Annotated in this window: 28 protein-coding genes; 18 read left to right on the top strand and 10 right to left on the bottom strand. The window is 61.6% G+C overall.

What is annotated here, in order from left to right; genetic code table 11:
- The first annotated feature begins 4 nt into the window (after positions 1–4).
- From SIC17_RS10700 to SIC17_RS10690, 3 genes are read left to right on the top strand one after another with little or no spacing between them, the layout of a single operon-like run.
- Positions 5–946, top strand: coding sequence for a sulfite exporter TauE/SafE family protein (locus SIC17_RS10700; protein ID WP_291891607.1), 942 nt, complete (start codon positions 5–7; stop codon positions 944–946).
- Entirely contained in the window at positions 946–1734 is a 789-nt protein-coding gene (locus tag SIC17_RS10695; protein WP_291891605.1) for a TIGR02186 family protein, read from the top strand. The genes SIC17_RS10700 and SIC17_RS10695 overlap by 1 nt, the downstream gene beginning before the upstream one ends.
- 34 nt (positions 1735–1768) lie before the next feature.
- Entirely contained in the window at positions 1769–2245 is a 477-nt protein-coding gene (locus SIC17_RS10690) for a DUF3429 domain-containing protein (protein WP_412545343.1), read from the top strand.
- On the opposite strand, the gene pdeM is transcribed toward SIC17_RS10690, so the two are convergent.
- Both pdeM and SIC17_RS10680 read right to left on the bottom strand, forming a co-directional pair.
- Complete coding sequence (pdeM, locus tag SIC17_RS10685; RefSeq protein WP_291891603.1) at positions 2224–2952, bottom strand: ligase-associated DNA damage response endonuclease PdeM; 729 nt, start codon at positions 2950–2952, stop codon at positions 2224–2226. The genes SIC17_RS10690 and pdeM overlap by 22 nt on opposite strands.
- Positions 2952–5417 carry a ligase-associated DNA damage response DEXH box helicase gene (locus tag SIC17_RS10680; protein ID WP_412545342.1) on the bottom strand — a complete coding sequence of 822 codons (2466 nt, stop codon included), beginning with the start codon at positions 5415–5417 and terminating at the stop codon, positions 2952–2954. Before SIC17_RS10680 ends, pdeM begins: the two co-directional genes overlap by 1 nt.
- Before the next feature lie 157 nt (positions 5418–5574).
- Between SIC17_RS10680 and SIC17_RS10675 the strand changes: the two genes are divergently transcribed.
- The 8 genes from SIC17_RS10675 (at position 5575) to SIC17_RS10640 (ending at position 11376) form a co-directional block, all read left to right on the top strand.
- Entirely contained in the window at positions 5575–6531 is a 957-nt protein-coding gene (locus tag SIC17_RS10675) for a hypothetical protein (protein ID WP_412545341.1), read from the top strand.
- 52 nt (positions 6532–6583) lie between these two features.
- On the top strand, positions 6584–7291 hold the full coding sequence (locus SIC17_RS10670; RefSeq protein ID WP_291891597.1) for a hypothetical protein: 708 nt from the start codon (positions 6584–6586) through the stop codon (positions 7289–7291).
- 85 nt (positions 7292–7376) lie between these two features.
- Complete coding sequence (locus SIC17_RS10665) at positions 7377–8207, top strand: mechanosensitive ion channel family protein (RefSeq protein ID WP_412545340.1); 831 nt, start codon at positions 7377–7379, stop codon at positions 8205–8207.
- A gap of 41 nt (positions 8208–8248) precedes the next feature.
- The gene (locus tag SIC17_RS10660; RefSeq protein ID WP_412545339.1) at positions 8249–8575 is read left to right on the top strand and encodes a DUF6460 domain-containing protein; all 327 of its coding nucleotides are present in this window, start codon (positions 8249–8251) and stop codon (positions 8573–8575) included.
- Positions 8576–8638: 63 nt separating this feature from the next.
- Positions 8639–9127, top strand: a complete 489-nt coding sequence (locus SIC17_RS10655; RefSeq protein WP_412545338.1) for a PaaI family thioesterase — start codon at positions 8639–8641, stop codon at positions 9125–9127.
- Positions 9124–9540, top strand: a complete 417-nt coding sequence (locus SIC17_RS10650; RefSeq protein WP_291891590.1) for a PaaI family thioesterase — start codon at positions 9124–9126, stop codon at positions 9538–9540. Before SIC17_RS10655 ends, SIC17_RS10650 begins: the two co-directional genes overlap by 4 nt.
- 62 nt (positions 9541–9602) lie before the next feature.
- Positions 9603–9971, top strand: a complete 369-nt coding sequence (locus SIC17_RS10645; RefSeq protein ID WP_412545337.1) for a thiol-disulfide oxidoreductase DCC family protein — start codon at positions 9603–9605, stop codon at positions 9969–9971.
- A 40-nt stretch (positions 9972–10011) separates the two neighbouring features.
- Entirely contained in the window at positions 10012–11376 is a 1365-nt protein-coding gene (locus SIC17_RS10640) for an MATE family efflux transporter (RefSeq protein WP_291891586.1), read from the top strand.
- Here the strand turns inward: SIC17_RS10640 and SIC17_RS10635 are convergent.
- Both SIC17_RS10635 and SIC17_RS10630 read right to left on the bottom strand, forming a co-directional pair.
- Entirely contained in the window at positions 11328–12359 is a 1032-nt protein-coding gene (locus tag SIC17_RS10635; RefSeq protein WP_291891584.1) for a quinone-dependent dihydroorotate dehydrogenase, read from the bottom strand. The two genes, SIC17_RS10640 and SIC17_RS10635, sit on opposite strands and share 49 nt — an antisense overlap.
- Positions 12356–12715, bottom strand: coding sequence for a DUF952 domain-containing protein (locus tag SIC17_RS10630; protein ID WP_412545336.1), 360 nt, complete (start codon positions 12713–12715; stop codon positions 12356–12358). The genes SIC17_RS10635 and SIC17_RS10630 overlap by 4 nt, the downstream gene beginning before the upstream one ends.
- A 93-nt stretch (positions 12716–12808) precedes the next feature.
- Here SIC17_RS10630 and SIC17_RS10625 point away from each other — a divergent pair, with 93 nt between their 5' ends.
- Positions 12809–13435: a helix-turn-helix transcriptional regulator gene (locus tag SIC17_RS10625; RefSeq protein WP_291891580.1), complete on the top strand. Its 627-nt coding sequence runs from the start codon at positions 12809–12811 to the stop codon at positions 13433–13435.
- Here SIC17_RS10625 and SIC17_RS10620 read toward each other — a convergent pair.
- On the bottom strand, positions 13429–14190 hold the full coding sequence (locus SIC17_RS10620; RefSeq protein WP_291891578.1) for a hypothetical protein: 762 nt from the start codon (positions 14188–14190) through the stop codon (positions 13429–13431). The genes SIC17_RS10625 and SIC17_RS10620 overlap by 7 nt on opposite strands.
- Before the next feature lie 174 nt (positions 14191–14364).
- Here SIC17_RS10620 and SIC17_RS10615 point away from each other — a divergent pair, with 174 nt between their 5' ends.
- Positions 14365–14730: a hypothetical protein gene (locus SIC17_RS10615; RefSeq protein ID WP_291891577.1), complete on the top strand. Its 366-nt coding sequence runs from the start codon at positions 14365–14367 to the stop codon at positions 14728–14730.
- Positions 14616–15389 (top strand): cytochrome P450, encoded by a 774-nt coding sequence (locus SIC17_RS10610; RefSeq protein ID WP_412546924.1) that lies wholly within the window; start codon positions 14616–14618, stop codon positions 15387–15389. Before SIC17_RS10615 ends, SIC17_RS10610 begins: the two co-directional genes overlap by 115 nt.
- On the opposite strand, the gene SIC17_RS10605 is transcribed toward SIC17_RS10610, so the two are convergent.
- The 4 genes from SIC17_RS10605 to SIC17_RS10590 all read right to left on the bottom strand — a co-directional run bounded on the left by SIC17_RS10605 (position 15340) and on the right by SIC17_RS10590 (position 19957).
- Entirely contained in the window at positions 15340–15564 is a 225-nt protein-coding gene (locus SIC17_RS10605; protein WP_366940032.1) for a helix-turn-helix transcriptional regulator, read from the bottom strand. The two genes, SIC17_RS10610 and SIC17_RS10605, sit on opposite strands and share 50 nt — an antisense overlap.
- Complete coding sequence (locus SIC17_RS10600) at positions 15564–16022, bottom strand: hypothetical protein (protein ID WP_291891575.1); 459 nt, start codon at positions 16020–16022, stop codon at positions 15564–15566. The genes SIC17_RS10605 and SIC17_RS10600 overlap by 1 nt, the downstream gene beginning before the upstream one ends.
- Before the next feature lie 96 nt (positions 16023–16118).
- A complete protein-coding gene (locus SIC17_RS10595; protein ID WP_412545335.1) occupies positions 16119–18287 on the bottom strand; it encodes a TonB-dependent receptor plug domain-containing protein in 2169 nt (722 codons plus the stop codon).
- 80 nt (positions 18288–18367) lie between these two features.
- Positions 18368–19957, bottom strand: coding sequence for a lysine--tRNA ligase (locus tag SIC17_RS10590; RefSeq protein ID WP_412545334.1), 1590 nt, complete (start codon positions 19955–19957; stop codon positions 18368–18370).
- 142 nt (positions 19958–20099) lie between these two features.
- Here SIC17_RS10590 and SIC17_RS10585 point away from each other — a divergent pair, with 142 nt between their 5' ends.
- The 3 genes from SIC17_RS10585 (at position 20100) to SIC17_RS10575 (ending at position 22832) form a co-directional block, all read left to right on the top strand.
- Positions 20100–20630: a hypothetical protein gene (locus tag SIC17_RS10585; RefSeq protein ID WP_412545333.1), complete on the top strand. Its 531-nt coding sequence runs from the start codon at positions 20100–20102 to the stop codon at positions 20628–20630.
- Between the two features lie 481 nt (positions 20631–21111).
- On the top strand, positions 21112–22323 hold the full coding sequence (locus SIC17_RS10580) for an RtcB family protein (RefSeq protein ID WP_412545332.1): 1212 nt from the start codon (positions 21112–21114) through the stop codon (positions 22321–22323).
- A 35-nt stretch (positions 22324–22358) separates the two neighbouring features.
- Entirely contained in the window at positions 22359–22832 is a 474-nt protein-coding gene (locus SIC17_RS10575; RefSeq protein WP_412545331.1) for a hypothetical protein, read from the top strand.
- Positions 22833–23104: 272 nt separating this feature from the next.
- Here SIC17_RS10575 and SIC17_RS10570 read toward each other — a convergent pair whose 3' ends face one another.
- Positions 23105–23758, bottom strand: a complete 654-nt coding sequence (locus SIC17_RS10570; RefSeq protein ID WP_291891567.1) for a peroxiredoxin — start codon at positions 23756–23758, stop codon at positions 23105–23107.
- Positions 23759–23872: 114 nt separating this feature from the next.
- Between SIC17_RS10570 and SIC17_RS10565 the strand changes: the two genes are divergently transcribed.
- Positions 23873–24361 (top strand): SixA phosphatase family protein, encoded by a 489-nt coding sequence (locus SIC17_RS10565; RefSeq protein WP_291891565.1) that lies wholly within the window; start codon positions 23873–23875, stop codon positions 24359–24361.
- Positions 24362–24394 lie beyond the last annotated feature (33 nt).

Below are 24394 nucleotides of genomic sequence, written 5' to 3'. Positions count from 1 at the left end.
CGCGGTGCAGATCTATCTGCCAATCGCTGAGATTTCCGTAAACATCTTCCTTCTGCTTGGACTGGGAGCCGGCGTTGGCTTCCTGTCCGGCATGTTCGGAGTGGGTGGCGGATTTCTGATGACGCCCATGCTGATGTTCATCGGCATCCCGCCCGCTGTCGCCGTCTCGACCGAGGCCAACCAGATCGTCGCCTCGTCGGCCTCCGGCGCCCTGGCCCACTGGCGACGACGAACACTCGATCCGAAAATGGGGGGGCTGCTGCTGATTGGCGGTTCCGCTGGGTCCATTTTTGGTGTCCAGCTTTTCTCGTTTTTGCGGGGGCTGGGCCAGATCGACCTTATTATCTCGCTCAGTTATGTCAGCTTCCTGGGTATTATCGGCGGGCTCATGCTGATCGAAAGCGTGCGCGCGATCATGCGTCGACGCCAGCCCGAAGAACGCCGAGAGGGCGGACGTGGCGGGCACCGCAAACGCACCTGGATTGACGCCCTGCCTTTCAAGATGCGGTTTCCGCGTTCCGGGCTCTACATCTCGGTCATCCCGCCCATAGCCATCGGCTTCTTTGTCGGCACGCTGGCCGCGATCATGGGTGTGGGCGGTGGTTTCGTCATGGTGCCGGCGATGATCTACATCCTGCGCATGCCGACCAATGTCGTGGTCGGCACCTCGCTGTTCCAGATCCTTTTCGTCACCGGTCTGACGACCTTCCTGCAAGCCTCACAGAACCAGACCGTCGACGTTGTTCTCGCCATGCTGCTGACAGTTGGCGGTGTTGTCGGCGCCCAGTTCGGTGCCCGTGCCGGACGGCATGTGAAGGGTGAGGAATTGCGCGCCCTGCTCGCCTTCATGGTGCTTGCCGTCTGCCTCAAGCTGGGCTGGGACCTCGTCGTGACACCCTCTGACATGTTTGTCGTGCTGCCGCGCGGCGGAGAGGTGGGTCACTAGTGTTGCTCGAACTCGCCCTCGCTGCCAGCCTGCAACAGGCCGTGCCCCAGGAAGCGCCGCAGATCATGGCAGCCCTGACGCATGAGACGGTCGAGATCCGCGAGGATTTTGCCGGCACAGAGCTCATCCTCTACGGCGCCACACGCGGCCTGACCATCCAGGACGAGATCGTGGTGGTCCTGCGCGGCCCGGACCAGGATCTCCGGGTCATGCAGAAGCGCCGTTCTTTTGGCATCTGGGTCAACGCCCAGGCCCAGGAGTTTGACGGCGTGCCCGCTTACTACTCCATCGCCAGCACCCGCCCGCTGGAAGAAATTGCCACGTCTGAAGCATTGATCCGTAATGATATCGGCCTGCCGCAATTACTGGTCCAGGCCTATGCGGATAGACTGAACGACCTCGAAGCCATCGAGGCCCCGGCCGAGGACAGCGAGCCGACCGGCGCGGACCTGTCGGAATACTTTGCCGCCGTGCAACGCGCCGGTGCGCGCGAAGACCTCTATTCCGCCGCTCCGCGTGGTGTGGACGTGCTTGATGGCGGCCTGTTCCGCGCGACCCTTGCCCTGCCGCCACGCACGCCGGTCGGAAACTATACGGCCGAGGTCTATCTCTTCCGGGAAGGCCGGCCGATCGCCAGCCGTTCAACCAGCATGCGTGTTGAGAAAGCCGGGATTGAGCGTGTCATCTACGAGTTCGCACACGGCGCACCGATGATTTACGGCCTGCTTTGCGTCGCCCTCGCCATGCTGGCTGGATACGCAGCTGCTGCAATGTTCGGCCGTCGCTGATTGCCTTGCGCACTGGCAGGACTAGTTCAGGGGCATGGCTCGTGACTTCACACCCATCCCCAAACCGGCGCTGTTTCTCGGCCTCGCCGGCCTGATCCCGTTCTGGACTGCGGTATTGCTGCTGGTTGCCACAGCAAACCAGGGCCGAAGCCCCGCAACAGAGATGTGGGTGTTCACGATCTACTCCGGCCTGATCGCGACTTTCCTTGGTGGTGTGCGTTGGGGTGAACTCATCACCGCTCGGGCAAGCCCGGACAGCCTGTCACTCGGAATTTCGATCGCGCCCAGCCTGATCGCCCTCGCCTCGGTGCTAACCCACTGGGCCGGTCAGCCGATTGCCGCCTGGACCATGATGAGTGTGTGCTTCGCAGCCTTGTGGGTATGGGACAGGCAGGCAGTGCTGCGCCGTGATCTACCGGTCTGGTACGGGCGATTGCGGACAGTTCTGACCACTGGCGTGGTGCTCGCCCACCTGGCCATCAGCGTGGCCTACCTGGTCCTCGTCCGGTAACGATCCGGTACAAGCTGACGCGGCGAAATCGCATGAACCTGCTCCCGCCCCAGGACCATCACGCTGGGCACCTCACCGAAGACCGCCACGATCGCGTCGTCACAGACATTCAGCCCACCGGTATAAGCGCCAAATGCGGGCATGATCAGGCGGTCGCCATTTGTCGCAAAGGCGAAACGCCGGACGGCTCGCCCCTTGCCCCGCACTTTCGCACAGGGATGCAGGTGCCCGCAGATTTCCCCGCGCGCCGCCCCTGCCTCCGGCTCATGCCGCAGAACCAGATTTCCCAGCCTCAGCTCGTGATGGATCTCGCCGCCCAGATCCTCCGGCGGCTCCGGATCGTGATTGCCCTCGATCCAGATCCATCGCTCCCGCGCGTTCACGAGAGCCTTCAAGCCCCCCCGATCCTCCACAGACATCCGCCCTGCAGCATCAAGGTCGTGAAAACTGTCGCCGAGCGCGATGACACAGGCCGGATCAATCTGCTCAACCACCTCCCCCAGGCGGCGCAGGGTTTCCCGGGTGTCGTAAGGCGGCAACATCTGACCTGAGCGCGCGTAGGCCGAGCCTTTTTCAAAGTGCAAGTCCGAGACGATCAGCGCATCAAATTCCGGCACAAAGAGCGCGCCGGAGCGGTGCGCGAACAGACGATGCCCAGCGAGCTCGAACGAGAGCTGATCGGCCGACTTTTCAAGCTGTCTGATCATCACGCCATCGCCTCGGCTATCAAATCCTGCGAAGCGTCCTCGAGAATGCTCTCCTGCGCCTCGCCATAGACCGGCTCCTTGCCGATCTCCAGGATCACCGGTACCGCGAGCGGCGAGATTCGGTCCAGTCCCATATGCCGGATCCGTCCCTGGACCCGTTCGAGCGCCTTGCCCAGGCGGCGGATGTCCAGAAGTCCCGAAGCGGCGTCGTTCCACGCCGCTTTCATCAGCACATGATCGGGCTCGTGCTCGCGCAGCACATTGTAGATCAAGTCCGTTGAGAAGGTGACCTGGCGGCCGGTTTTCTCCTGCCCCGGGAAACGGCGCTCGATCAGCCCGGCGATAACCGCGCAATTGCGGAAGGTTCGTTTCATCAGGTCGCTTTCGGCCAGCCACGCGTCCAGGTCATCGCCCATCATGTCCTCGGCGAACAAAGCGTTGAGATCCAGCCCGGACATGTCCCGCAGCCCCCAAACGGAAAGCGCATACTCGTTTGCAACAAACCCCATCGGCCGCATGCGCATCCGCTCCAAGCGACGTGTCAGCAACATGCCCAGGGTCTGGTGCGCGAGACGCCCTTCGAAGGGGTAACAGACGAGGTAGAATTTGGCATTGCGCGGAAAGGTTTCCACCAACAGTCCGTCTGCCCGCGGCAGTTCGGATTTCTCCTGCTGGATCCTCAGCCATTCCTGCACCTGTTCCGGCAAGTGTCCCCAGCGCACCGGATCCTGGACCATGTCACGCACACGCTGCGCGAGATAGGTGGAGAGCGGGAATTTTCCGCCCTGATAGGACGGGATCTTCGGCTCGGGATCAGAGCTTCGCGTGACCCGCGCTGCCATCTCCTCGATACCCTGGAACTTCAGGACCTGACCCGCGAACAGAAACGTGTCTCCCGGCACGAGCTGTTCGACGAACCATTCCTCGATCTGCCCCAGCCTGCGCCCGCCGCGCCCGCGCGACGAGACCACCACGTCCAGCATGGGCGCCTCTACGATCGTACCGACATTCATGCGATGTCGCTGGGCGATCTGCGGTGTACGCGCGCGCCACAACCCGTCCTTGCCCCTAACCATGCGACGAAAACGATCATAGGTCTGAAGCGCATAGCCGCCGGTTGCCGAAAACTCGAAGATCCTGTCGAACGTTTCCCGATCCATCTCGGCATAGGGCGCCGCCCGGCAGATCTCCTCAAAGAGTGCATCCTGGTCGACCGGCTCACCGCAGGCCCGCCCCATGACATGCTGGGCCAGAACATCCAGCGCCCCCGCAGCCAGCGGTTCGCCATCCAGCGCATTGGCCGCCACAGCGTCGCGTGCTGCCTCGCACTCCAGATGCTCGAAACGATTGGTCGGGGCCAGCAGGGCGCGGGACGGATCGTCCAGCCGGTGATTGGCGCGCCCCAGACGCTGCATCAAACGGGAAGACCCTTTCGGCGCTCCCATCTGGATCACCAGATCCACATCACCCCAGTCGATGCCCAGATCGAGCGTGGACGTACACACCACCGCCTTCAACGCGCCGCGCGCCATGGCCGCTTCGACCTTGCGGCGTTGTTCCGGAGCCAGCGATCCGTGGTGCAGGGCAATGGGCAGATTGTCGGCATTCATGTGCCAGAGGTCCTGGAAAGTCGCCTCCGCCTGGGAGCGTGTATTCACAAAGACCAGGGTCATGCGCGCCTGCCGGATACGCTGATAGACATCGCCCAGCGCATGGCGTCCTGAATGTCCCGCCCAGGGAATGCGCTCGTCCGGATCGAGGATTTCAACATCCGGCCGCGCGCCGGCATCACCGCGCACGATACTGGCGAAGCTGGAGGTCTCGGCCTCGTCCTGGGGCACCAGCCAGCGTGCCAGCCCCTGCTCGTCCGCCACCGTCGCGGATAGCCCTACCCGCTGGGCATTCGGCGCCCATCGCGACAAAGCCGCCATGCCAAGGCTCAGTAGATCACCCCGCTTTTGCGGCGCCAGCGCATGGATCTCGTCAATAATGATCCGCTTGAGGTCACCCAGAAAGCTCTGTGCATTCGCCGTCGCACAGAACAGTGCCAGCTGTTCCGGCGTGGTCAGCAGAATGTCTGGCGGATGAGCCCGCTGACGCTGGCGTTTCGAGGCGGAGGTATCGCCTGTTCGTGTCTCGATGCGAAGGCCCAGCCCCATTTCCTCGACTGGCTGGATCAGATTACGGGCGACATCAACCGACAGCGCCTTGAGGGGCGAAATATAGAGTGTGTGCAGCGCATGTTTACGGCGCGGATTGGTCGCGCCCTGGCCCAGGGTTTCGTGCAGCTCGACCAGGCTGGGCAGGAAACCACCCAGGGTCTTGCCGCCGCCTGTCGGTGCGATCAGCAACGCGTGCTCATCCGCTCGTGCCTTTTCCAGCATGTCCAGCTGGTGCGAGCGAGGCGCCCAGCCGCGCCGGGAAAACCAGTGCGCTATGGGGGAAGGAAGCTGAGCCGAGGCCATGCTTCATCCTGATCGCGAAAACGCGCCCGGGCAATGGTGAAACAGGCGCTGTCCACAGCCGACACACCAACAGGGGACACTGCGCCAGACTGTCCCTCTGCCGCAGAATATCGCCATGCAGCATGATGACAGCTTCGGGACAGTGCGAGGGTGAATTATGGAACATGCGGTAATCGAGCGATTCAAATCGCTGGACGAGGCCTATCTGGCCCGGGCGCACAAGAGTGAGCGCATGTATGCCCGTTTCGCCGCCCTCTCCTCGCTTAACGCCAAACAGGATGTCGAATGCCTGATCGAACGCGTCTTCGAGGCCCGCGACCAGCTCAATGACGGGCTGGGTGCCTGGAAAGCTCCGGCAAAGGCCATGCGCCTTGTCTTTGCTGCTGCCCTTGTTACCGCCGGCCGTAGTGCAAAACATTTCTTTGACGTCCGCGAAGGGCTCAAGGAACGTCGCAAGGCCCGCGGCAGTCGGCATCTGTCGCAAGGTGGATCCTGCGCCGCACTTGCCCTGCTTGCTGCGGGCGGCCATGCGCACCAGGCGGATCATTTCTACGATAATCTCGACGCCATTGCCGCGCCCTGGTGGCGCCGCGAACCGATGCGGGAGGAAGTTCTCGCCGCTGCCTTCACCGCATTGGGCGAGACGCCGGAAGATTGCGCCGTCCGCCTGGATCGCACACGCGAGGCCCTGCGTTCGGCCGGTATTCCCAAATCCCACGCCGATGCGGCGGCTTATGAAGTTGCGCTGCTGGACACGGATTACGGCGATATCGCTGCATCCTGGACCAGTCTGAACCTGGCCGTTCGCGGTCGCTCTTCCCTGCGTCATGGTGTCGGCAAGACCGGCCTCGCCGTGCTCGCGGCCCAGGGCGACGGAGCCAGTATGGCCGACGCGCTGGTGCGCAGTTTCGAGACCATCAAGGAGATGCGCCCGCGTGTCTCCAGCACTGCCGCGCCGAAAATCGCCATGCGTCTGGCCCAGATGCAAATGGGAGATGCCAGCCCTGTCGGTGCGGCAGCTGACCTGGCCGCGATCCTCGCGGCCCAGGCGGCCATGGTCGCGGCGATCACCGCCGCCAGCTCCAGCGCTGCTGTCGCCACCACCGCGACTTAACGGGTGACATCGCGCAACGCGCGAGGCATTCTCTCCCCGACAGGGGGAAAAATTGCCATTCAAGTCACTGAATTCGGCTCATATTATCGAAACTCTCGATCGCCTCGCTGACCGCGTGCGCGAGCGTTTCCCTGATGCCAGCCTGAATAATGTCGTTGCCGAGGTTATAGAGCTGGGCAAGCGCGACCGACGCCGCTCCGAGCGCCTGGCCAGACCGTACATCGTCCTGCGCATGGGCACCGCTGCCGCCATTCTCGGCGCGGTCGTGGCCCTTACCTATATGGGATATTGGCTTTACTCGGCGATCGGCGTGAACGGCACCGGCGCCGACATCTTCACCGTTTTCGAGGGCGTCGAAGCAGGGCTGAACATCGTCATCCTGGCAGCGGTCGCCATCTTCACGCTCTCGCGCATCGAGGAGCGCCTCAAGCGAAGCCTCGCCCTGGACGATCTGCACGAACTGCGCTCGATCGCCCACATCATCGACATGCACCAGCTGACCAAGGACCCGACGGCGGTCCTCAAGCTGGGACCGCGCACGGAATCCTCGCCGACGCGGGAAATGTCGGATTTCGAGTTGTCGCGATATCTGGATTATTGCGCCGAACTGCTCAGCCTGGCGGGCAAGATCGCCGCGCTCTACGCCCAGAATTCACGCGACCCGGTCGTTATCGCCGCCGTCAATGACATTGAATCCCTGACTTCGAACATGTCCGCCAAGATCTGGCAGAAAATCATCATTGTACGCGAATCCGCCTGATCGCTTTCAGGCGAGTTATATAATTTAGTTTCCCCTCGAGATTGCAGAGTGCTAGTTGCGCTCTCCCCGTTAAAAGGAGCCCCCGATGGACCCCCAGGAACTGATGTCCGGTGATAATCTCTCCTCTCTCATAGAACGCGGCATTGATGCAGGCACAAGCCTGGCTCTGGCTGCGCTCATCCTCATTGTCGGCATGATGGTCGCCGGTGGCGTCCGCAAGGCCGTACGCAATGCCGCTGTCAAAAGCGACCGCATCGACGACACGCTGGGCGGATTTTTCGCCTCACTGGCCTATTACGGCATCATGGCGATTGTCGTCATCGCCGTTCTCAATCGCTTTGGCGTTGAAACGACCAGCCTCGTCGCGGCCCTGGGTGCAGCGACACTGGCTATTGGCTTGGCCCTGCAGGGCACGCTGTCCAACCTGGCAGCCGGCGTGATGATCATCCTCTTTCGCCCCTACAAGCTGGGTGACTTCGTCGAGGTGGCCGGCCAGGCCGGTTCCGTGAAGGACATAACCCTCTTCACCACAGAGCTGGCAACCGGTGACAACAAGAAGGTCATCGTCCCCAACGGCTCCGCTTGGGGCGATGTGATCACGAACTATTCCGCCAACGATACCCGCCGCGTCGATTTCACCTTCTCGATCGATTATTCCGACGATATCGACAAGGCCATGCAGATCATCCAGGACACGATGGGCGCTGACGAAAGAGTGTTCAAGGACCCGGCGGTATTCACAGCTGTAATGGCCCATGGCGGCTCGTCAGTGGATATCGTGACACGTGTCTGGTGTAACTCCGGCGATTACTGGGGTGTGCACTTCGACGCCATGAAAAACGTCAAGGAAGCCTTCGACAAGGGCGGCATCTCGATCCCGTACCCGCACCAGGTCAACATGACCCGCGAAGGCTGAGATCGCCCTCTTTGTGCCCAATTTGCTGATAGAGTGAAGACATGAGTACTGATCACGATACCAGCCCGACATCCTCGCAAGCGGATGACAGCGGCTTCCTGCAGCGCCTGTTCAAGCTGTCGCCGAACGACCTGCTGCGCCTTCTTTTCCTGTGTGTTCTGGTCGGCCTGCTGCTGGCCGCCTTCAATGTCGACCCGCGTCGGCTGTGGGTGGATTTCTTCGGCACACTTGTCGAAAGCTGGACCAGCATTGTCAGCGCTATCGTGAACAGTGCAGGACACGCGATCGAATATCTGCTGCTGGGTGCGGTACTGGTCGTTCCGATCTGGCTGCTGATGCGGGTGCTCGGCGCCATGCGCCGCGACTAGCAACTTGATCCGCAAGCCGGATTACCTGAATTTGGGGCTCCACTCGGAGCCCCTTTTCATATCATGACCCCGGAACGCCAGAAATTTCTCAATGATCTCGCCACCCTGCTGGTGGACGGATCCCCGCACGCGGTCGCCCTCGGCTTCAAGGTTGATGACGTTGGCGAAGGCGATGCACGCATGCGCCTGCCCTATCGCGAGGACCTCGTTGGCGACCCCGAAACCGGTGTGATCCATGGCGGGGCTGTCACGGCCCTTCTCGATCATGTCTGCGGCCTGGCTGCCTTTACCGGATTTGGTGGTGAGGACACGCCCGCCACCCTTGACCTGCGCATCGACTACATGCGCCCGGCAGAACCGGGACAGGATATCATCGCCGAAGCTGTCAGCCTGCGCTCACGGGGCCTGGTGTCTTTCGTGCGGGCCACAGCGCATGACGGCAATACCGACGAGCCTGTCGCCATTGCCCAGGCTGCCTTCATGATCACCAACGCCTCCAAGGCCGCGCAGGACCGCGCGCGGAAAGCCATCCGCGAGGGAGATGCATCATGAGCGAACCTCTGATCAGTACTCTCCTTGAGACGCCGTATATCGCGGGCCTCGGCGTGGAGTTCGATCATCGCGGTGACGAGCTGACCGGCTGCCTGCCCTTCCGGGATGACCTGGTCGGCAATCCGCTGATCCCGGCCCTGCACGGGGGCGCGGTCGGTGCGTTTCTGGAGATTGTCGCGACAGGTTCACTGATCGTCAGCCAGCCGCTCGATCGGTTGCCCAAACCTATCGACATTGCCATCGACTATCTGCGCCCGGCCCGGGCCGCTGATGTCTTCGCCCGCGCCCAGGTTGCCCGCAGCGGACGCCGGGTCGCCAATGTGCGGGTAGAGGCCTGGCAAGGCCGTCGCGGCGCGCCGGTAGCAACCCTGCACGGACATTTCCTGATCACGCCCAAACGCTCGGACGACTGAGCCTTCCAGGGTGCGGCGGCGTGTCACTTTCCGACCACCCAAGCGCGCGCTAAATAGGAGGCATGATCAACGACGGCCCAGTCATCGCCTATCACGACGCCCTCTGCCCGCTTTGCCGGCGGGAGATGCGCCATTACAGCAAGTTCGGTCCAGAGAAGATTATTCTCTCCGACTGCAATGCCGAGGACCTCGCCGAAGACGTCGATCGCGAAGCGGCCCTCGCGGCCTTGCATGTTCGCCTGCCCGACAATCGTGTTGTCACCGGCGTCGATGCCTTCATCGCCATCTGGGAACGCCTGCCGCGCTGGCACATTCTCGCGACGCTGCTGCGCCCGTGGATCATCCGCAAACCGCTCGACGCCATCTACCGCTTCCTCGCACCCTACCGGCCGCGCCAGACCTGTCGCGACGGCGTTTGCCCCACAGATTAAACGCTTGAAATCAGGATGCTCTCGCGGCTAGCTGCGAGACATGGAACAGCCGCTGACCCGCAAGGCCGTGCTCGCACGCGCCTGGCCCCTCATCTTCGCCAACGCCACTGTCCCGCTTGCCGGGGTGATCGATACCTTTGTGCTCGGCCTGTCGGGCGACAGTTCGGATCTTGGCGGCGTGGCGCTGGGTGGAGCCCTCTTCTCGGTCTTCTACTGGAGTTTCTACTTCCTGCGCATGGGCACCACCGGCATGACCGCCCAGGCCGATGGCGCCGGGCGCCTGGCGGAAGTCCAACGCATCCTGTTGCGGGCGAGTGTGGTTGCCATCAATCTGGGTTTGCTGGTCTGGATCTTCCGCCACCCGATCTCCGACATCGGCTTCGCCATCCTGCAAGGCACCGAAACCGTTGAATACAAGGGCGCGGACTATCTGCTCGCCCGCGCCTGGGGCGCCCCGGCGGCGCTGGCCGGGTTCGCGATATCCGGCTGGCTTATCGGACTGGGACGCAACAGCGCGACGCTGGCGATCTATGCCGTGTTTTCCGGCGTGAACATCCTGCTCGATTTCTGGTTTGTGCTGGGACTGGGCATGGGCCCGGGTGGTGTCGGCGCCGCGACGGCGATCGCGGAATGGACCGCGGCGCTCGTGGCAATCGGATTTGCCCTGCATGCCATCCGGGCACAGAAGGGCTGGGCGGACCATGTGCTTGACCGGGCCAAGCTTCTCGACACGCGTGCCCTGGCCGAGATGTTCGACGTCAACCTGAACCTGATGATCCGCACCTGGTCTCTGGTTATCGGCTTCACCTGGTTTGCCAATGCAGGCGCGCGGCAGGGCACGTCAGCGCTCGCGGGCAATCATGTTCTGCTGCAAATCATCACGCTCTGGGCCTTTGTCCTGGACGCCTTTGCCTTCGTCGCGGAGACCGAGGCGGGCCGGGCCTTCGGACGCAAGTCGAAGGAGGCGCTCCGCCGCGCGATCCGCATGACCGGTGAGCCGATGTTCATGGCCGGTGCGGTATTTGCGGTGCTGACTTTCTTCTTCGGCGAGCTCGCCCTGACCCTGGTGATCGAGGATGAGGCCGCGCGCCAGGCCGCCATCACCTATCTGCCCTGGTGTGCTGTCATCCCGCTCTTGGGTGCCGGTGCCTGGTTGCTGGACGGGGTCTTCATTGGAACCACCAGCGGCAAGATCCTGCGCAATGCCGGAGTTGCCGCGGTGCTGGTCTATCTGGCTGCCGACTTCGTGCTCGCGCCTGCCTACGGCAATCACGGTGTCTGGGCCGCCTTCCTGGTCTTCTATGTCGCGCGAGGCGCAACGCTGGCGGCCGCCTATCCGGCGCTCGAACGCCGGCTTTACTCAGCGCCAACGGCCTCGGAGACAGATGCAAACCCGTCCGAATAGAGACGTTCAGCCAGACCGGTCTTGATACGGCCGATCAGGCTGGGGCCTTCATAGACAAGTGCCGTGTAGAGCTGGATGGCATTGGCGCCCGCACGGATCTTGGCGTAGGCCGTGTCCGCATCGCGCACGCCACCTACACCGATGATGTTCAGTTCCGGTCCGGCCGCATTGCGGAAAGCCCGCACCAGCTCAGTCGAGCGTTCAAACACCGGCGGTCCCGACAGGCCGCCCATTTCTTCCGCAAGCTCACTGCGCAGGCTGTCCGGGCGGGCAAGCGTCGTGTTGGAAACGATCAGCCCGTCCATCTTGAAAGTGGTCACAACATCGATGATGTCTGCCACTTCCTCGTCCGCGATATCCGGAGCGATCTTGAGGAAAAGCGGCGCCTTGCCCCGCACCTCGACCACACGCGAAATCAGCTCGACCAGGGTCTGTTTGGACTGCATGTCGCGCAGGCCCGGCGTATTCGGCGAGGAGATATTCACGGTGAAGAACTGCGCATCATCCTTCAGCTCTTCCAGACAGGCCACATAGTCCGCGACCCGGTCCTCGCTATCCAGATTGGCCCCCAGATTGACACCGACAATGCCGCCGCGATGCGACCGGCTGCGCAGGTTCCGGGCGAAATTCTCCAGTCCCAGATTGGGGAAGCCCATGCGATTGATCACCGCCTCGTCCTCCGACAGGCGGAAGATGCGTGGCTTGGGCTTGCCGTTTTGGCCACGTGGCGTGACTGCGCCGAGCTCGACAAAACCGAAGCCCATGGCCAGCAAGGCGTCCGGTACATCGCCGTTCTTGTCATATCCGGCCGCCAACCCCAGCGGGTTGGACAGCTTCAATCCGGCGAGCTCGGTCGCCAGCACCTGATCATCCTGGCGCAACTGACGCGGCCCGAAACCGTATTTCAAGCCCATGATGGACAGGCGGTGTGCTTCTTCCGGATCGAAAGCGTGCAGCAGGCGAGTTGCGATATCGTGGATCAACGGCTGCCCTCCAGATCGTTCGGCATGATCCAGCCGCCCTCTTCATTGCGGCCGATCAGGCGCACACCCCTCACCGCGCTTGCAGGGATGGTGCCGTAGATGTGCGGAAAGAGCTCGCCGCCACGGGAGACTTCCCACTTCACAGTGTCACCAAGGCCTTCCAGACCAATCTCGGCCAGGACGAGGCGCTCATGCTGGTTGTAGTGCTTCAGCAACGTGCCCTCGACCTGGGAGGCCGCCGAGAGATGGATGAATCCGTCCGCAATATCATGCGGGTCGCCTTCAAAAACACCGGCAGCCATGACCTCGGCCCAGCGCTCGGGTGTTGCGAGTCGGTATGCAATCTTGTCTGTCATGGCGGCAGGCCTAGCCGCGCACTCAGCGCGGCGCAAGCCCGACTCGCCCCTGCAAGTGTTTTCCGATAGCTTGGCGCAACCAAGGACTGCCAAATGTTCACTCACGCCCAGATCTGGCGGGGGATCGATCTGCTCGCCGCTCACGCACAAACCAGCCCCTCAGGACTCGCCCGCCGGGCGGGCCTGGATGCGACGACTTTCAACCCGTCCAAGCGGGTTTCAGCCGATGGATCCAAAGCGCGCTGGCCTTCGACCGAGAGCCTGACCAAGGCCCTGAGTGCGGCCAATCTGGATTTCGAGAGTTTTGCGGCACTTGTGCTGGACCGTGACAGTCGTTCCGCCCTTCCAAGACTGGAAATGGCAGACACGGCAGGTGGCCAGGCCTTCTCCCCCGGGGGCGTGCCGCGAGGCCCTGGATGGACGCTGAAACCCTTTCCCGGCGTGGTCCTGAGCGACGCTTATTCGCTGACCATAACCGACACGGCACTGGAGCCGGCCTACCGGGTGGGTGACACACTGGTCGTCAGCCCCTCGGCCGATATCGGCGATGGCAACCGCGTTGTGGTCGAACGTTCCGACGGCACGATCAGTGCCTGGGTGTTTCGCAATCGCTCGGCCCAGGAAATCGAACTGTCCCCCATAAACACGCGCAATGAAACTCGCCGTGTCTCGCTGGCCGATATTCGCTGGATGTCGCGGATCCTGTGGGTCAGTCAGTGACGCATGCGAGCGTCTGCCCACGCAGCGGCCGCACGCCGGTCATCAATCAGTTCTGCGAGCTGGCGGGCGTCTGACTGGACAGCAGCCTCGAACGCGTCGCGGGGTTGCATCTGCACACAGACGGCCAGTTGCTGTCGAGCCTGCTGGTAATAGGCGGCATCATCCAGCGCCAGCAGGGCCAGGGCGAAGAAATAGCGTGGCGCCGGATTATGCGGATCAAGCGCTATGGCGTTGGTGTAGAAACCGATCCCCGCATCCACTGACGCTCCCAGCGCCCGCATGCCGCGATTGCCGCCACGGCGGGCGACTTCCAGATGCCACGCCCCCAGCATGCCAACCGCCCACGGATCGTTCGGATTTTCCTCGACCAGCGTCTCGAGCAGGCGTTTGCCCCGCTGCGGGATGCGACCGACATAGGCACGCATGCCATTCATGAAACGCCCGCGATATCCCAGCGCTCCGGCCAGCCGCAGACGCGCCTCGGCGTGTTCGTCGTCCAACCGGTGTGCATGCTCCGCCAGCTGCACGGCGCGACGGGCCAGTTCCGGGCGTTCCGGATGCAGGGGTTCGACCATCAGCTGAGCCAGGATCGCCCCGGCTGCAAATGCGTAACCATCAGCGCCGCCGGCAAGCTGGGCATGGGCGGCGGCATCCTGCCAGCGTCCCTCGACATAGGCCTGGCGAGCCTGGTCCATATCGGCATGGGCCGGCAGGGAGATCAGGCAGGTGAGTATCAGAACGATCAAACGATGCATGGGCAAACGCTAGTCCAAACCGGGTTGCACGTTAAGGGCGGGGCGCGACTTTTCGCGTCATCGCCGCTTGCACGATGTCGCGATAAAACATCACTGAAAGGTTCCCTGCTCATGAACACGGTCTTCAAACCGCCCATGCCTCCCCTTGCCCGCTAGAGCGGAGGGGGACGTTTGATGCCGGGCGATTGCTGGACCAATTTCCGGGCGATGAGCCGAAATCCGCTGGAAGTCTGGGGTGAACAGCACTTCCACCTCAACATTGCGCCGTTCCGTTTTCTCGGACGCTCTTCGCTGATCATCAATGATCCGGGTGCCATCCATCACTGTTTTATCGCCAATGTCGGCAGTTACCGGATGAACCCGATGCGCCAGGCGGTCCTGCGTCCCTTCCTGCGCGACGGGTTACTGACGGCGGAGGGAGAGATCTGGAAGACGGCCCGCAAGGCCGTGTCTCCGGTCTTTACACCGCGCAAGGTCGGCGCGGTCGCCCCTCGCCTGAACAAGCAGACCGCCCGGCCGACTTTCTGGACCTGCTTCTGAGTGCTGGCCTCGATGATACCGCCGTCGTCGACAATCTGCTGACCTTCCTGGCGGCAGGCTATGAAACCACGGCTCGCACGCTGACCTGGACGCTCTATCTGCTGTCGCAATCACCGGTCGCTCTGGCGCGCCTGGAACAGGAACTCGACAGGGCGGATCTGGATCCGCAGACGCCGGAAAACTGGACGGATGACCTGCCCTGGACGGTCGCTGTCATCAAGGAAAGTCTGCGTCTATATCCGTCCGCCACGATCCTTGCCCGCTGCTTCATCGAAGCGGATGATGTGGGCGGCGTGCCCATTCCGGCCAATACGGATGTGCCGGTCTCGACATGGCTGCTCCACCGCCATCGCGAGCTCTGGCCAGAACCGGACGAGTTTCGACCGGAACGCTTCCTGGGCGAAGCCGGAGAGAGCATCAGCCGCTTTGCCGATCTGCCTTTCGGTATCGGACCACGCGTCTATATCGGCGCGCGCTTCGCGATGATGAAAATGGCCATTGTGCTAGCCGTTCTGTTGCGCGATCTGAAGTTCCAGTTCGCAGGCCATCGACACCCTCTGCCGGTGATGCGCATCACCCTGCAGCCGGATGTCGATGTGGCGATGAAGGTCACTCGTCGTTCAGCGGATACTGGAACACCTGTTCGAGCGGCACCTTGAACACGCTGGCGATCTTGAAGGCCACTTCCAGCGACGGCGAATAACGACCCTGTTCAATCGCCAACACCGTCTGACGGGTAACGCCGATGCGCTTGGCCAGCTCGGCCTGTGTCATCTCGTCTGCATCAAAGCGCAGGCGCCGGATGTCATTCGTGATCTTGGTCGGCTTGCTCATCACACCGCCCCGCGATAGGCGAACAGCTTGATGACTGTGCCAAGAGCAGCGCTCGACCAGGCCCCGATGAACAGGCAATTGGCGACCCAGAACGTGTCATACTCCATCCAGATCAGCACCAACGCACCGATAACCGCGACCGACAGCAAGTGCCCGCCCATGGCGTCACCCAGACGACCGATATGTTTGTCCCGCTCGTCCTCATTGCCGAACTCGGCATCGACGGCGTCCTTGCCCTCTTTCACCGTCAGCCAGATGGCAGAACCGACAGAGACCAGGATCGCGGTGATGATCGACAGTATAACGCCGACAACAACCGCATAGATCATCGGGCGCGTATAGGCGATTTCCGCGACAGGCATCTCGCCCATTTGCGGCACGACCTGCATGGCATACCAGGCTAGAACCAGGAGGCTGGTGACCAGGCCGGCAGTGTTGATGCGCTCATAAAAACTCATGTTAAAAACCTTCCACACAGTATCTGAAATTCTTTACATGCACTGATGTAAGAAATCCCGAACCCCATGTCAATTATTTTTTACCTGAGTTTTTGACTAGCGATTCCAGCGCAGGCGCAGGTTGAAGCTTGGCACGTTGTCCTGGTCGATGCTGGCATAGTCGAGCTCGGTGCCATTGATATCGAAGACCTGTGTTGACGCTTCCCGCGAACGGCCGGTGCGTACATTCAGGCGTAGATGCACTCCGTCACGCACTTCAAACTCGGTCCACAGGGACAAGAACGCACCAGTGTCCCGTTCAATCGTGTTGCGCAGGACCGGGCTCATATTACCCGTACGAACACCGTCGAAGATATAGATCTCGTCGCGCTGGGTCTCCGGCAAGCGAAGCCAGAAACCTGTCCGCCAGCTGTCGGAATGACGCCACTCACCATTCACGCGCGCTTCCAGTCCACGCACCTGGCGACGGATCTGGGTCAGCCAGTAATGCGTCGCCGGAGCATCGTCCTCGATCTCGAAGCCGAGCACATATTTGCCATCGGCAAATTCCTGGCGCAGGCCGATCTCGAACGTATGATCCTGGTGCCCCGAAGTCTCGCGAACAAAGCCCTGGAGCGGGTCGATACGCTCCGACTGGCGAAGAACAGCCAAACCGTCGATAAACAGACCAGGCATACCAAAGCGGCCGAGATCAAACTCGAATACACCTTCCAGCGTATCAATCGTCTCCGGTCCGATATTGGCCGGGATGACATCGCCTTCAGTCGTCAGAATGCGCGAAATGGGGTTCTCGATTTCCCGGCGCTGCGCCTGCAGGCGCACCAGACCACGCTCGCCGAAACGACGCTCCAGCTCGGCCCGGTAGGTCCAGGACCGTTCCGGTTCCAGTGTGGCGGCGCCGGACGTGTTGAGAGAATTGTCCAGATTGGTCTCGGCCAGGAACTGCCCCAGACCCAGCTGTCCGACCTCGCGCTCGGCAGAGACACGCAGGACCCAGTCATTCTCCATCGTCCAGCTGACATCGGCCCGCGGCACGACATCCGTCAGCGACAGCTCGCCCGGCGCGTTGGAGGAGTTGAGAGTGAATTGCTCGACACGGCCGCCGAAATTAGCTGACACATCCGGGCGCGGTGTCCAGCTGAGCACGGCCAGGCCCGCTGTTCTTGTTTCCTCGACCGAGGCGTTGGAGCCGTCGATATCCTGGAGCACACCATCAATCGTCGCCGAGAAGGCACCGTCCAGCGTGTTGAGCGCCCAAGTTCCGCCCGCTTCCAGCGCCCAGACATCACTGATCCGCCAGCGCACGGTTGCGCGTGTCGCGGTTTCGCTCGTCTCCTCACCGGAACTGAACCGACCGATCGACCCGGCATCAATCAGGCTGGCCGAGCTTTCCTGCTCACCGTCCTGGCGGGTCACGACGGCATGAAGGTCCAGCGCCTCGCCCAGGGGCGAGGTGTATTCCAAGCCAAAACTGGTCTCCGTCGAGTCGGATTCGCTGCGCTCCTGCAATGCGGCACCGGACGCGATTTCCTCCTCGGTCGGACGCTGCGAATTCGCGCGTCCCGCATAGGCCGCCGAGAGGACGAGGCTGCGCCCCTCGCCCATCGGGATAGTTGCAGACCCCTGAGCATCGCGGCGGGACGTGGTGGTGTGGCGATCCGTCGAGAACCGTGCTGTCGGCGTGTCGGCGTTGGACTGGCGCACATCGCTATAGGCCAGCAGGGCCTCGTCATAGAGTTCGAAATTGCCCTCAAGCTCGACCGATCCGCCGGTGGTGGAACCGCCAAAGGCCAGCTGGACCTCGTCCCCGCCATCCTCGCGCGGCTCGATTTCCATGCGACCGTTGAAACGGCGTGCCGTCTGGTCGCGCAGCACGATATTTAGCAACAGGGGATAACCCTGCATGTCGATATCGCGGGCGCCCGCCTCGATCAGCTCAAAGCGCTCGACATCCTCGACCCGCATCGTGCTGAGACGTGTATTGAGCGAACCGGAGCGTGGCGGGAGCCGGCGGCCGTTGATGAGGACATTGCCCTGGGCGCCGGACAGGCCGCGCACCTGGTCGCCCTCATCCACCTGGAAACCCGGCAGGCGGCGGACCATGTCGTTGGCGTTTTGCGGAAGGAATTCAGCGAAGGCGGCCGGGAGATAGATCTCCACCCCCGGCTCCGATGTCGCTCCGGTGTCCTGCGCCAGCGCGCCAAAACTCAAGGCTGCACTGCCCAACAGGGCCGTCAGAAGAGATCGATAACCAGACTTACGCACGAGCAGCCCCACACTCCGGAACACCTGCGAGGCCAAGTCCCCTGATGTCCCGAATACTACGTTACACGTTGTGCCGTGGATCAGCTCTTGGCGAGCAATTCCCCAGCGAGGGCCCCTTCAATAAGCGAAATAGTTTCCGAAATCCCGTAAATAGCTGCGAAAGATCCGAAACGCGGACCCTGGGATTGCCCCAGAAGCACTTCATACAAGGCCTTGAACCAGTCCCGCAGGTTTTCAAATTCCTGTGATTTACCGGCCGAGAAGACTTCCGTCTGGATCACTTCAGCATCGCGTTCATTGGCGTCGAGCGCCTTGAAGCGCGCCAGCAGGTCTTCCATCGCCGCCCGTTCCATGTCCGTCGGCGCCCGGAATTTCTTCTCCGGCTCGACGAAGTCCTGGAAATACTGCACGGCAAAACCGGCCAGCTGATCGAGCAGCGGGTGGGTCTGCGGCGTGGCGCCGTCAACATACCGACCGATAAAGCCCCACATCACATCGGTGTTGTGGGCACTGGCGGCAGAGGCCAGGTTCAGCATCAGGGCGAAATTGATCGGCGAGGCTTCTGCTGGCGGATTGCCGCCATGAATGTGCCAGGACGGGTTTTCCAGCTGTTTGGCTTCATCCTGGCCGGCATAAGCGGCCAGATGCTGCATGTATTCGTCCACGGCGCGCGGGATGACGTCGAAATAGAGTTTCTTGGCCTGGCGCGGCTTGACGAAATTATAGTAGCTCAGGCTCTCCTGCGGGGCGTATTTCAGCCACTCCTCGACCGACAGGCCATTGCCCTTGGACTTGGAGATCTTCTCGCCCTTCTCATCCAGGAACAGCTCGTAGACAAACTGCGTCGGCGGCTCGGCACCCAGGATGCGGGAGATGCGCGAATAGATCGGCGCATTGGCCTGATGGTCCTTGCCGAACATCTCGAAATCAACGCCCAGCGCCGCCCAGCGCATGCCGAAATCCGGCTTCCACTGCAGCTTCACATTCCCGCCGGTGACCGGAACGGTGAATTCCTGGCCTGTCTCATCGTCAAAGGTGACGGTGCCCGCCTTGGCGTCGACAGACTTCATCGGGACGTAGAGGACGTGACCGGTTTCCGGATGGATCGGCAGGAAGGGCGAATAGGTCGCCTGGCGCTCCTCACCCAGTGTCGGGAGCATCACTTTCATGATGTCCTCATACTTCTCCGCCGCCTTCAGAAGCATCGCGTCAAAGGCACCGGATTTGTAGAGCTCGGTTGCCGACTTGAACTCATAGGAGAAGCCGAAACTGTCGAGGAAGGCGCGCAGGCGCGCATTCATGTGATGGCCGAAACTCTCATGCGTACCGTACGGGTCTGGCACCACGGTCAGCGGCATCTGAAGGTATTCCGACAGCATCTCCTGCTGGGGCAGATTATCCGGCACCTTGCGCATGCCGTCCATATCGTCCGAGACACAGATCAGATGCGTCTCATAGGCCCCGCCCGTCAGCTCTTCAAACGCCCGGCGAACCATGGAGGTGCGCACCACCTCGCCAAACGTCCCCATGTGCGGAAGGCCCGACGGCCCATAGCCGGTCTCGAACACGACCGGCCCGGATTTTCGACCGAGCTTGTCCAGCCGCTTTTTCAGCAGGCGCGCTTGTTCAAACGGCCAGGCTTTAGCGTTTTGGGCAAGATCGGTGGACATGGGATCGGTCTTTCTATTGTTGCATTGCGGAAAACATCGCGAGGTAGAGGGGATGGGGCAAAGCGTCAAGCGATGTCCCACTATCTATTCGCTCACACATCCTTAAATTGGATCGGCAACGTACACCTTCGGATGACCCCGCATGGCGCTATATCCCGCCTATTTGAAGAAACCGATGCCACCAGCGCGTCGCCCCCTGATAATCGGCCTGCTTTCATTCATGGCGGGGGCGGTCGCGATGTTCTTTCTCGCCCAATCGCACCGTGCAAGCTTCCCGCAGGAGAGTGAACTAGAACACGCGACGGGCCGGATCGAGCGGCTCTATCAAACGGGCCGCTCAAGCCGGAGCACATCCTATGTATCGCGCGTCGTCCTACATCTTGAAGGGCAAAATCAAGCCTTCTCCTTCAATCCACCGAGAGGATTCCGCCACTCGATCCGAGAGATCGAAGAGACAGAGGGGCCGATAACTCTCCATTATCTGCCATCGACGCACCGTGTGTTCCGGATCACCACAAGCTCGAGCGAGCTTCTTACACGCGATCAGGCGCGCGAGGGTTTTAATGAAGTTGCCGCAATGTGGTTATTAATGGCCTTTTTCTGTCTGGTCGCAGCTGCAGTCGTGGCGTTGATGCTGATCAAGAGCTGGTTCACGCGGAGTTCCCATAAATAATCGTTGCACCTGCAACACACTTTCAGCCCCCAATTCACCTGTGATAACGCCACCATGTGTTAAATTCGCCACAGACGCGATTTTCGATGCCACAGGTCAAATTTTATACTTGCCGCCTTGAATATGCTCATTCATAAGCAGGTTTCCTATTAACCGAACGCCCCGCGTGGGCGCTGAACTCGAGACAAAGATGCGCGTAGTGCAGACGACATATCGCCTCTTTATTCAGCCGACCTGGCTGAATGAGTTCGCGCACGCGGAGGGTACCGCGCTCACTCGGTAGACTGTTCCCCCACAGTCCCGGTGACCCGCCCTCCCAAGCGCTGCTTGAGGAGGGTTTTTTTGTTCTGATCGCCTCTCCCCCCACACCCGGCGGTCAGGACATGAGAAGGGAGGGGTCGTGCCCCCAACACGGCCCCTCCCATATTCGCCTCGCTTTACCGCCAGAACCAGAAAGGCCCCTCTTCGAGGGGAAAGTGTCATGTCGACGCAATACGAAGCGATTGAAACATCGTGTGGACATATCAAGGCCTGGACCAAGGGCGTGCCGGTGGATGACAGCGCAATTGAACAATTGCGCAATGTCGCCGGCCTGCCCTTCATCCACCGCCATGTCGCTGCCATGCCGGACGTTCATTTCGGGCGTGGTGCGACGGTTGGATCGGTGATCCCGACCAAGGGCGCGATTATCCCGGCTGCCGTCGGGGTGGATATCGGTTGTGGAATGATGGCCATTCGCACCAGTCTCGAGGCCCGGAACCTACCGGACAATCTCAGGAAAACCCGCGACGCCATCGAGGCCGCCATCCCTGTCGGAAACGGCAAGGGCGGCGACCACCGCATTGCGCCCAGCTCGACCGGCACCCGCCTCAAGGCGTCCGGCCTGATGGAGCGTCTGGATCTGATCAAGGCGAAACATCGCAAGATCGGAACTCACAAGGTGGATGGCCAGCTGGGCACCCTGGGGGGCGGCAACCACTTCATCGAGCTTTGCCTGGATGAAGCGGACCGTGTCTGGGTGATGCTGCACTCCGGCTCTCGCGGAACCGGGAACATGATTGGGCAACACTTCATCTCCCGTGCGCGGGAGGAGCTGGCGCGGCGTGTTCTGGACTTCCACGTGCCGGACAAGGACCTCGCCTTCTTCGTAGAGGGCGAAGACCTGTTCGACGACTATGTCGAGGCGGTCGGCTGGGCCCAGGACTATGCCCGCGAGAACCGTGAAGCGATGATGGAGCGGACGCTCATGGCGCTGCGCAAGACGCTTGGCCGGTTCAAGACGGACAAGGCGGCGGTGAACTGTCACCACAATTATGTGGAGCAGGAACATCACTTTGGCGCGGATGTCTGGCTGACCCGGAAGGGGGCTGTATCGGCGCGCGAGGGCGAGCTCGGCATCATCCCGGGGTCGATGGGCGCCCGGTCCTTCATCGTGCGTGGAAAGGGCGCCGCAGACAGCTTCTGCTCCTGTTCGCACGGCGCAGGCCGGGTGATGTCCCGCTCGGCGGCCAAACAGGCCTTCACCCTCTCCGATCACCGCAAGGCGACGGGAGGTGTGGAGTGCCGGAAAGATGCCGGCGTCATCGATGAAACGCCGATGGCCTACAAGGACATCGACGCGGTGATGGCGGCCCAGTCCGAGCTGGTGGACATCGTCCACACGCTCAAACAGGTGGTTTGTGTGAAAGGGTAGGGCTACGGCCCTGCCCGCCACCGCAGGAGGCGATTATGCGCAAGGACATGAACAAGGTCATCGTGGAACGTCCCCGCCGTGGATGGCGCACCCGCAAGCTGAACCGCATGAAGATCAAGCAGGATGGAGAGAACCAGCCGCCTCGCATCGGCATTCGCCGTCAGCGCGTTACGAATGGCACCCGCACAAAAGACCTCAACGAGAACCTGGCGCCCCTCAAACGTTATCTCGGCAAACAGGTCGGACGCCCCTGGAACAAGGTCTATTCGGAGCTGCGCGAAAACATCTCGCCGAAAAATACGGTGCAAATGCACATTCTCGAGCACGTCCATGACTTTGTCGCCCGCCCGGCGATCGGCAAGGACGGCAACTGGCTCTGGCCGGGCCGTTTCCTCTGGCGCTCCGGGCCGCGCAAGGGACAGCTCTACATCCATCCACGGGACGGGCTTTTGAAACGCCTCAAACGGGACATGCCGGTCAGCGAGTTCTATTCGCCGGAACAGTTCTGAAACGGGATGCAGTTCCGGCGACGGATTTCCGTCACCCTCGCGTTGAACACATGTCGGACCGAACGAAGCACTGGCCCGGCAACGCATGTACCCCGAACCGGCCTCGATCCCCCCGAACCCACCTGGCCGGAACTCCGCGGGGAGGCAGCTATCTATACTGCCTCCCCGCGACCTCTCCGGATTAAACTTCGAAATCCCGCACCGAAAGCTCGACAGACAAACAAAAGGGGCCGCCGCAGCGACCCCTGTGTGCATCTCGCTATCCTGACGGACTATTCAGCCGGTTCGGAAACCTTGTTTGGCTGCTTCGTCACGCGCAGATACGGCTTGATCCGATTGTAACCCGCCGGGAAAAGCTTGTCGGCTTCTTCGTCGGAGATCGACGGCACAACGATAACATCATCACCATCCGTCCAGTTCACCGGCGTCGCGACCTTGAACTCGTCTGTCAGCTGCAGACTGTCGAGGAGGCGCAGGACCTCATCGAAATTGCGACCCGCGCTCGGCGGATAGGTGAAGGTCGCGCGGATCTTCTTGTTCGGATCGATGACATAGACCGACCGAACGGTGACTTTGGGATCCGCATTCGGGTGGATCATCTGGTAGAGGCCGGCCACCGTGCGGTCGATATCGGCGATGATCGGGAAATTCATGGAAACATTTTGCGTTTCCTCGATGTCCTTGATCCAGCCATTGTGGTCTTCAACACTGTCGACGGACAGGGCGATCGCCTTGGCATTGCGCTTGGCAAATTCGTCTTTCAGCTTGGCCGTATAGCCCAGCTCGGTCGTGCAGACCGGGGTGTAGTCAGCCGGGTGAGAGAAGAAAATCACCCAGTTGTCACCAATCCATTCGTGGAAATTGATATCGCCTTCATTGGTAGCGATGTCGAAATTCGGGGCGGTATCGCCTAACAAGAGACCCATCATGCTCTCCTTGCGTTTGCGAGGGGTAAAAATCAGCGTAGACCTAGGTGCGCCTCTTGCCCCTCGATTACAAGGGGCAATCGGTTCGGTAAGCAGAATGTGAGGACTGCCCGCATGCCCAAGCTTCTCATCCTTATGCGTCACGCCAAGGCTGTTGACCGCCTGGAAGCTGAAGACGATTTCCAGCGCGGGCTGACCCAGCGCGGTCGCGAGGACAGTGTGCGTGCTGGCGAAGAACTGGCTGCTGCGGGGCTGGAGGTGGACCTGGCACTGGTGTCTCCCGCATGGAGAACGCGCCAGACCTTCGACAAGCTTCTGCCCGCCCTGGGCAAGCCGGCGATCGATGATCCCATGGCGCTCTATCATGCCAGCACCGAAATGCTTGAGCGCGCAGTGCTCGACGGTTTCGCTCGCGAGGACCGGATTCTGGTTGTCGGACACAATCCCGGCATTGGCGGTTTTGCGCACAAGCTGGCCATGGCAGCAGGCAAGACGCGCGATCTGCCGGCCGGGTACCCGACTGCCGCGGCGGCGGCTTACGGCTTCACCGGAGAACCGTTCGAAGCGCCTGAACTCCTGCACGTCTTCAACCCGCAAGCTTAGACATCTTCGTTCATTCGCGTACTGCGCGAGCTT

Source organism: Maricaulis sp. MIT060901, from assembly GCF_047123815.1.
Taxonomy (GTDB): domain Bacteria; phylum Pseudomonadota; class Alphaproteobacteria; order Caulobacterales; family Maricaulaceae; genus Maricaulis.
The sequence above is the reverse complement of the archived record's forward strand: the minus strand, read 5'-3'. Positions and strand labels throughout refer to the sequence as shown.

Bases quoted from the DNA above. Each gene is read 5' to 3' on its own strand.
- SIC17_RS10600 (WP_291891575.1), bottom strand. From the start codon at position 16,022: ATGAGTTTTTATGAGCGCATCAACACTGCCGGCCTGGTCACCAGCCTC.
- SIC17_RS10575 (WP_412545331.1), top strand. From the start codon at position 22,359: ATGCGCAAGGACATGAACAAGGTCATCGTGGAACGTCCCCGCCGTGGA.
- SIC17_RS10660 (WP_412545339.1), top strand. From the start codon at position 8,249: ATGAGTACTGATCACGATACCAGCCCGACATCCTCGCAAGCGGATGAC.
- SIC17_RS10645 (WP_412545337.1), top strand. From the start codon at position 9,603: ATGATCAACGACGGCCCAGTCATCGCCTATCACGACGCCCTCTGCCCG.
- pdeM (WP_291891603.1), bottom strand. From the start codon at position 2,952: ATGATCAGACAGCTTGAAAAGTCGGCCGATCAGCTCTCGTTCGAGCTC.
- SIC17_RS10605 (WP_366940032.1), bottom strand. From the start codon at position 15,564: ATGAGCAAGCCGACCAAGATCACGAATGACATCCGGCGCCTGCGCTTT.
- SIC17_RS10590 (WP_412545334.1), bottom strand. From the start codon at position 19,957: ATGTCCACCGATCTTGCCCAAAACGCTAAAGCCTGGCCGTTTGAACAA.
- SIC17_RS10570 (WP_291891567.1), bottom strand. From the start codon at position 23,758: ATGGGTCTCTTGTTAGGCGATACCGCCCCGAATTTCGACATCGCTACC.
- SIC17_RS10680 (WP_412545342.1), bottom strand. From the start codon at position 5,417: ATGGCCTCGGCTCAGCTTCCTTCCCCCATAGCGCACTGGTTTTCCCGG.
- SIC17_RS10675 (WP_412545341.1), top strand. From the start codon at position 5,575: ATGGAACATGCGGTAATCGAGCGATTCAAATCGCTGGACGAGGCCTAT.
- SIC17_RS10620 (WP_291891578.1), bottom strand. From the start codon at position 14,190: ATGCATCGTTTGATCGTTCTGATACTCACCTGCCTGATCTCCCTGCCG.
- SIC17_RS10630 (WP_412545336.1), bottom strand. From the start codon at position 12,715: ATGACAGACAAGATTGCATACCGACTCGCAACACCCGAGCGCTGGGCC.
- SIC17_RS10625 (WP_291891580.1), top strand. From the start codon at position 12,809: ATGTTCACTCACGCCCAGATCTGGCGGGGGATCGATCTGCTCGCCGCT.
- SIC17_RS10580 (WP_412545332.1), top strand. From the start codon at position 21,112: ATGTCGACGCAATACGAAGCGATTGAAACATCGTGTGGACATATCAAG.
- SIC17_RS10585 (WP_412545333.1), top strand. From the start codon at position 20,100: ATGGCGCTATATCCCGCCTATTTGAAGAAACCGATGCCACCAGCGCGT.
- SIC17_RS10565 (WP_291891565.1), top strand. From the start codon at position 23,873: ATGCCCAAGCTTCTCATCCTTATGCGTCACGCCAAGGCTGTTGACCGC.
- SIC17_RS10690 (WP_412545343.1), top strand. From the start codon at position 1,769: ATGGCTCGTGACTTCACACCCATCCCCAAACCGGCGCTGTTTCTCGGC.
- SIC17_RS10615 (WP_291891577.1), top strand. From the start codon at position 14,365: ATGCCGGGCGATTGCTGGACCAATTTCCGGGCGATGAGCCGAAATCCG.
- SIC17_RS10665 (WP_412545340.1), top strand. From the start codon at position 7,377: ATGGACCCCCAGGAACTGATGTCCGGTGATAATCTCTCCTCTCTCATA.
- SIC17_RS10655 (WP_412545338.1), top strand. From the start codon at position 8,639: ATGACCCCGGAACGCCAGAAATTTCTCAATGATCTCGCCACCCTGCTG.
- SIC17_RS10640 (WP_291891586.1), top strand. From the start codon at position 10,012: ATGGAACAGCCGCTGACCCGCAAGGCCGTGCTCGCACGCGCCTGGCCC.
- SIC17_RS10650 (WP_291891590.1), top strand. From the start codon at position 9,124: ATGAGCGAACCTCTGATCAGTACTCTCCTTGAGACGCCGTATATCGCG.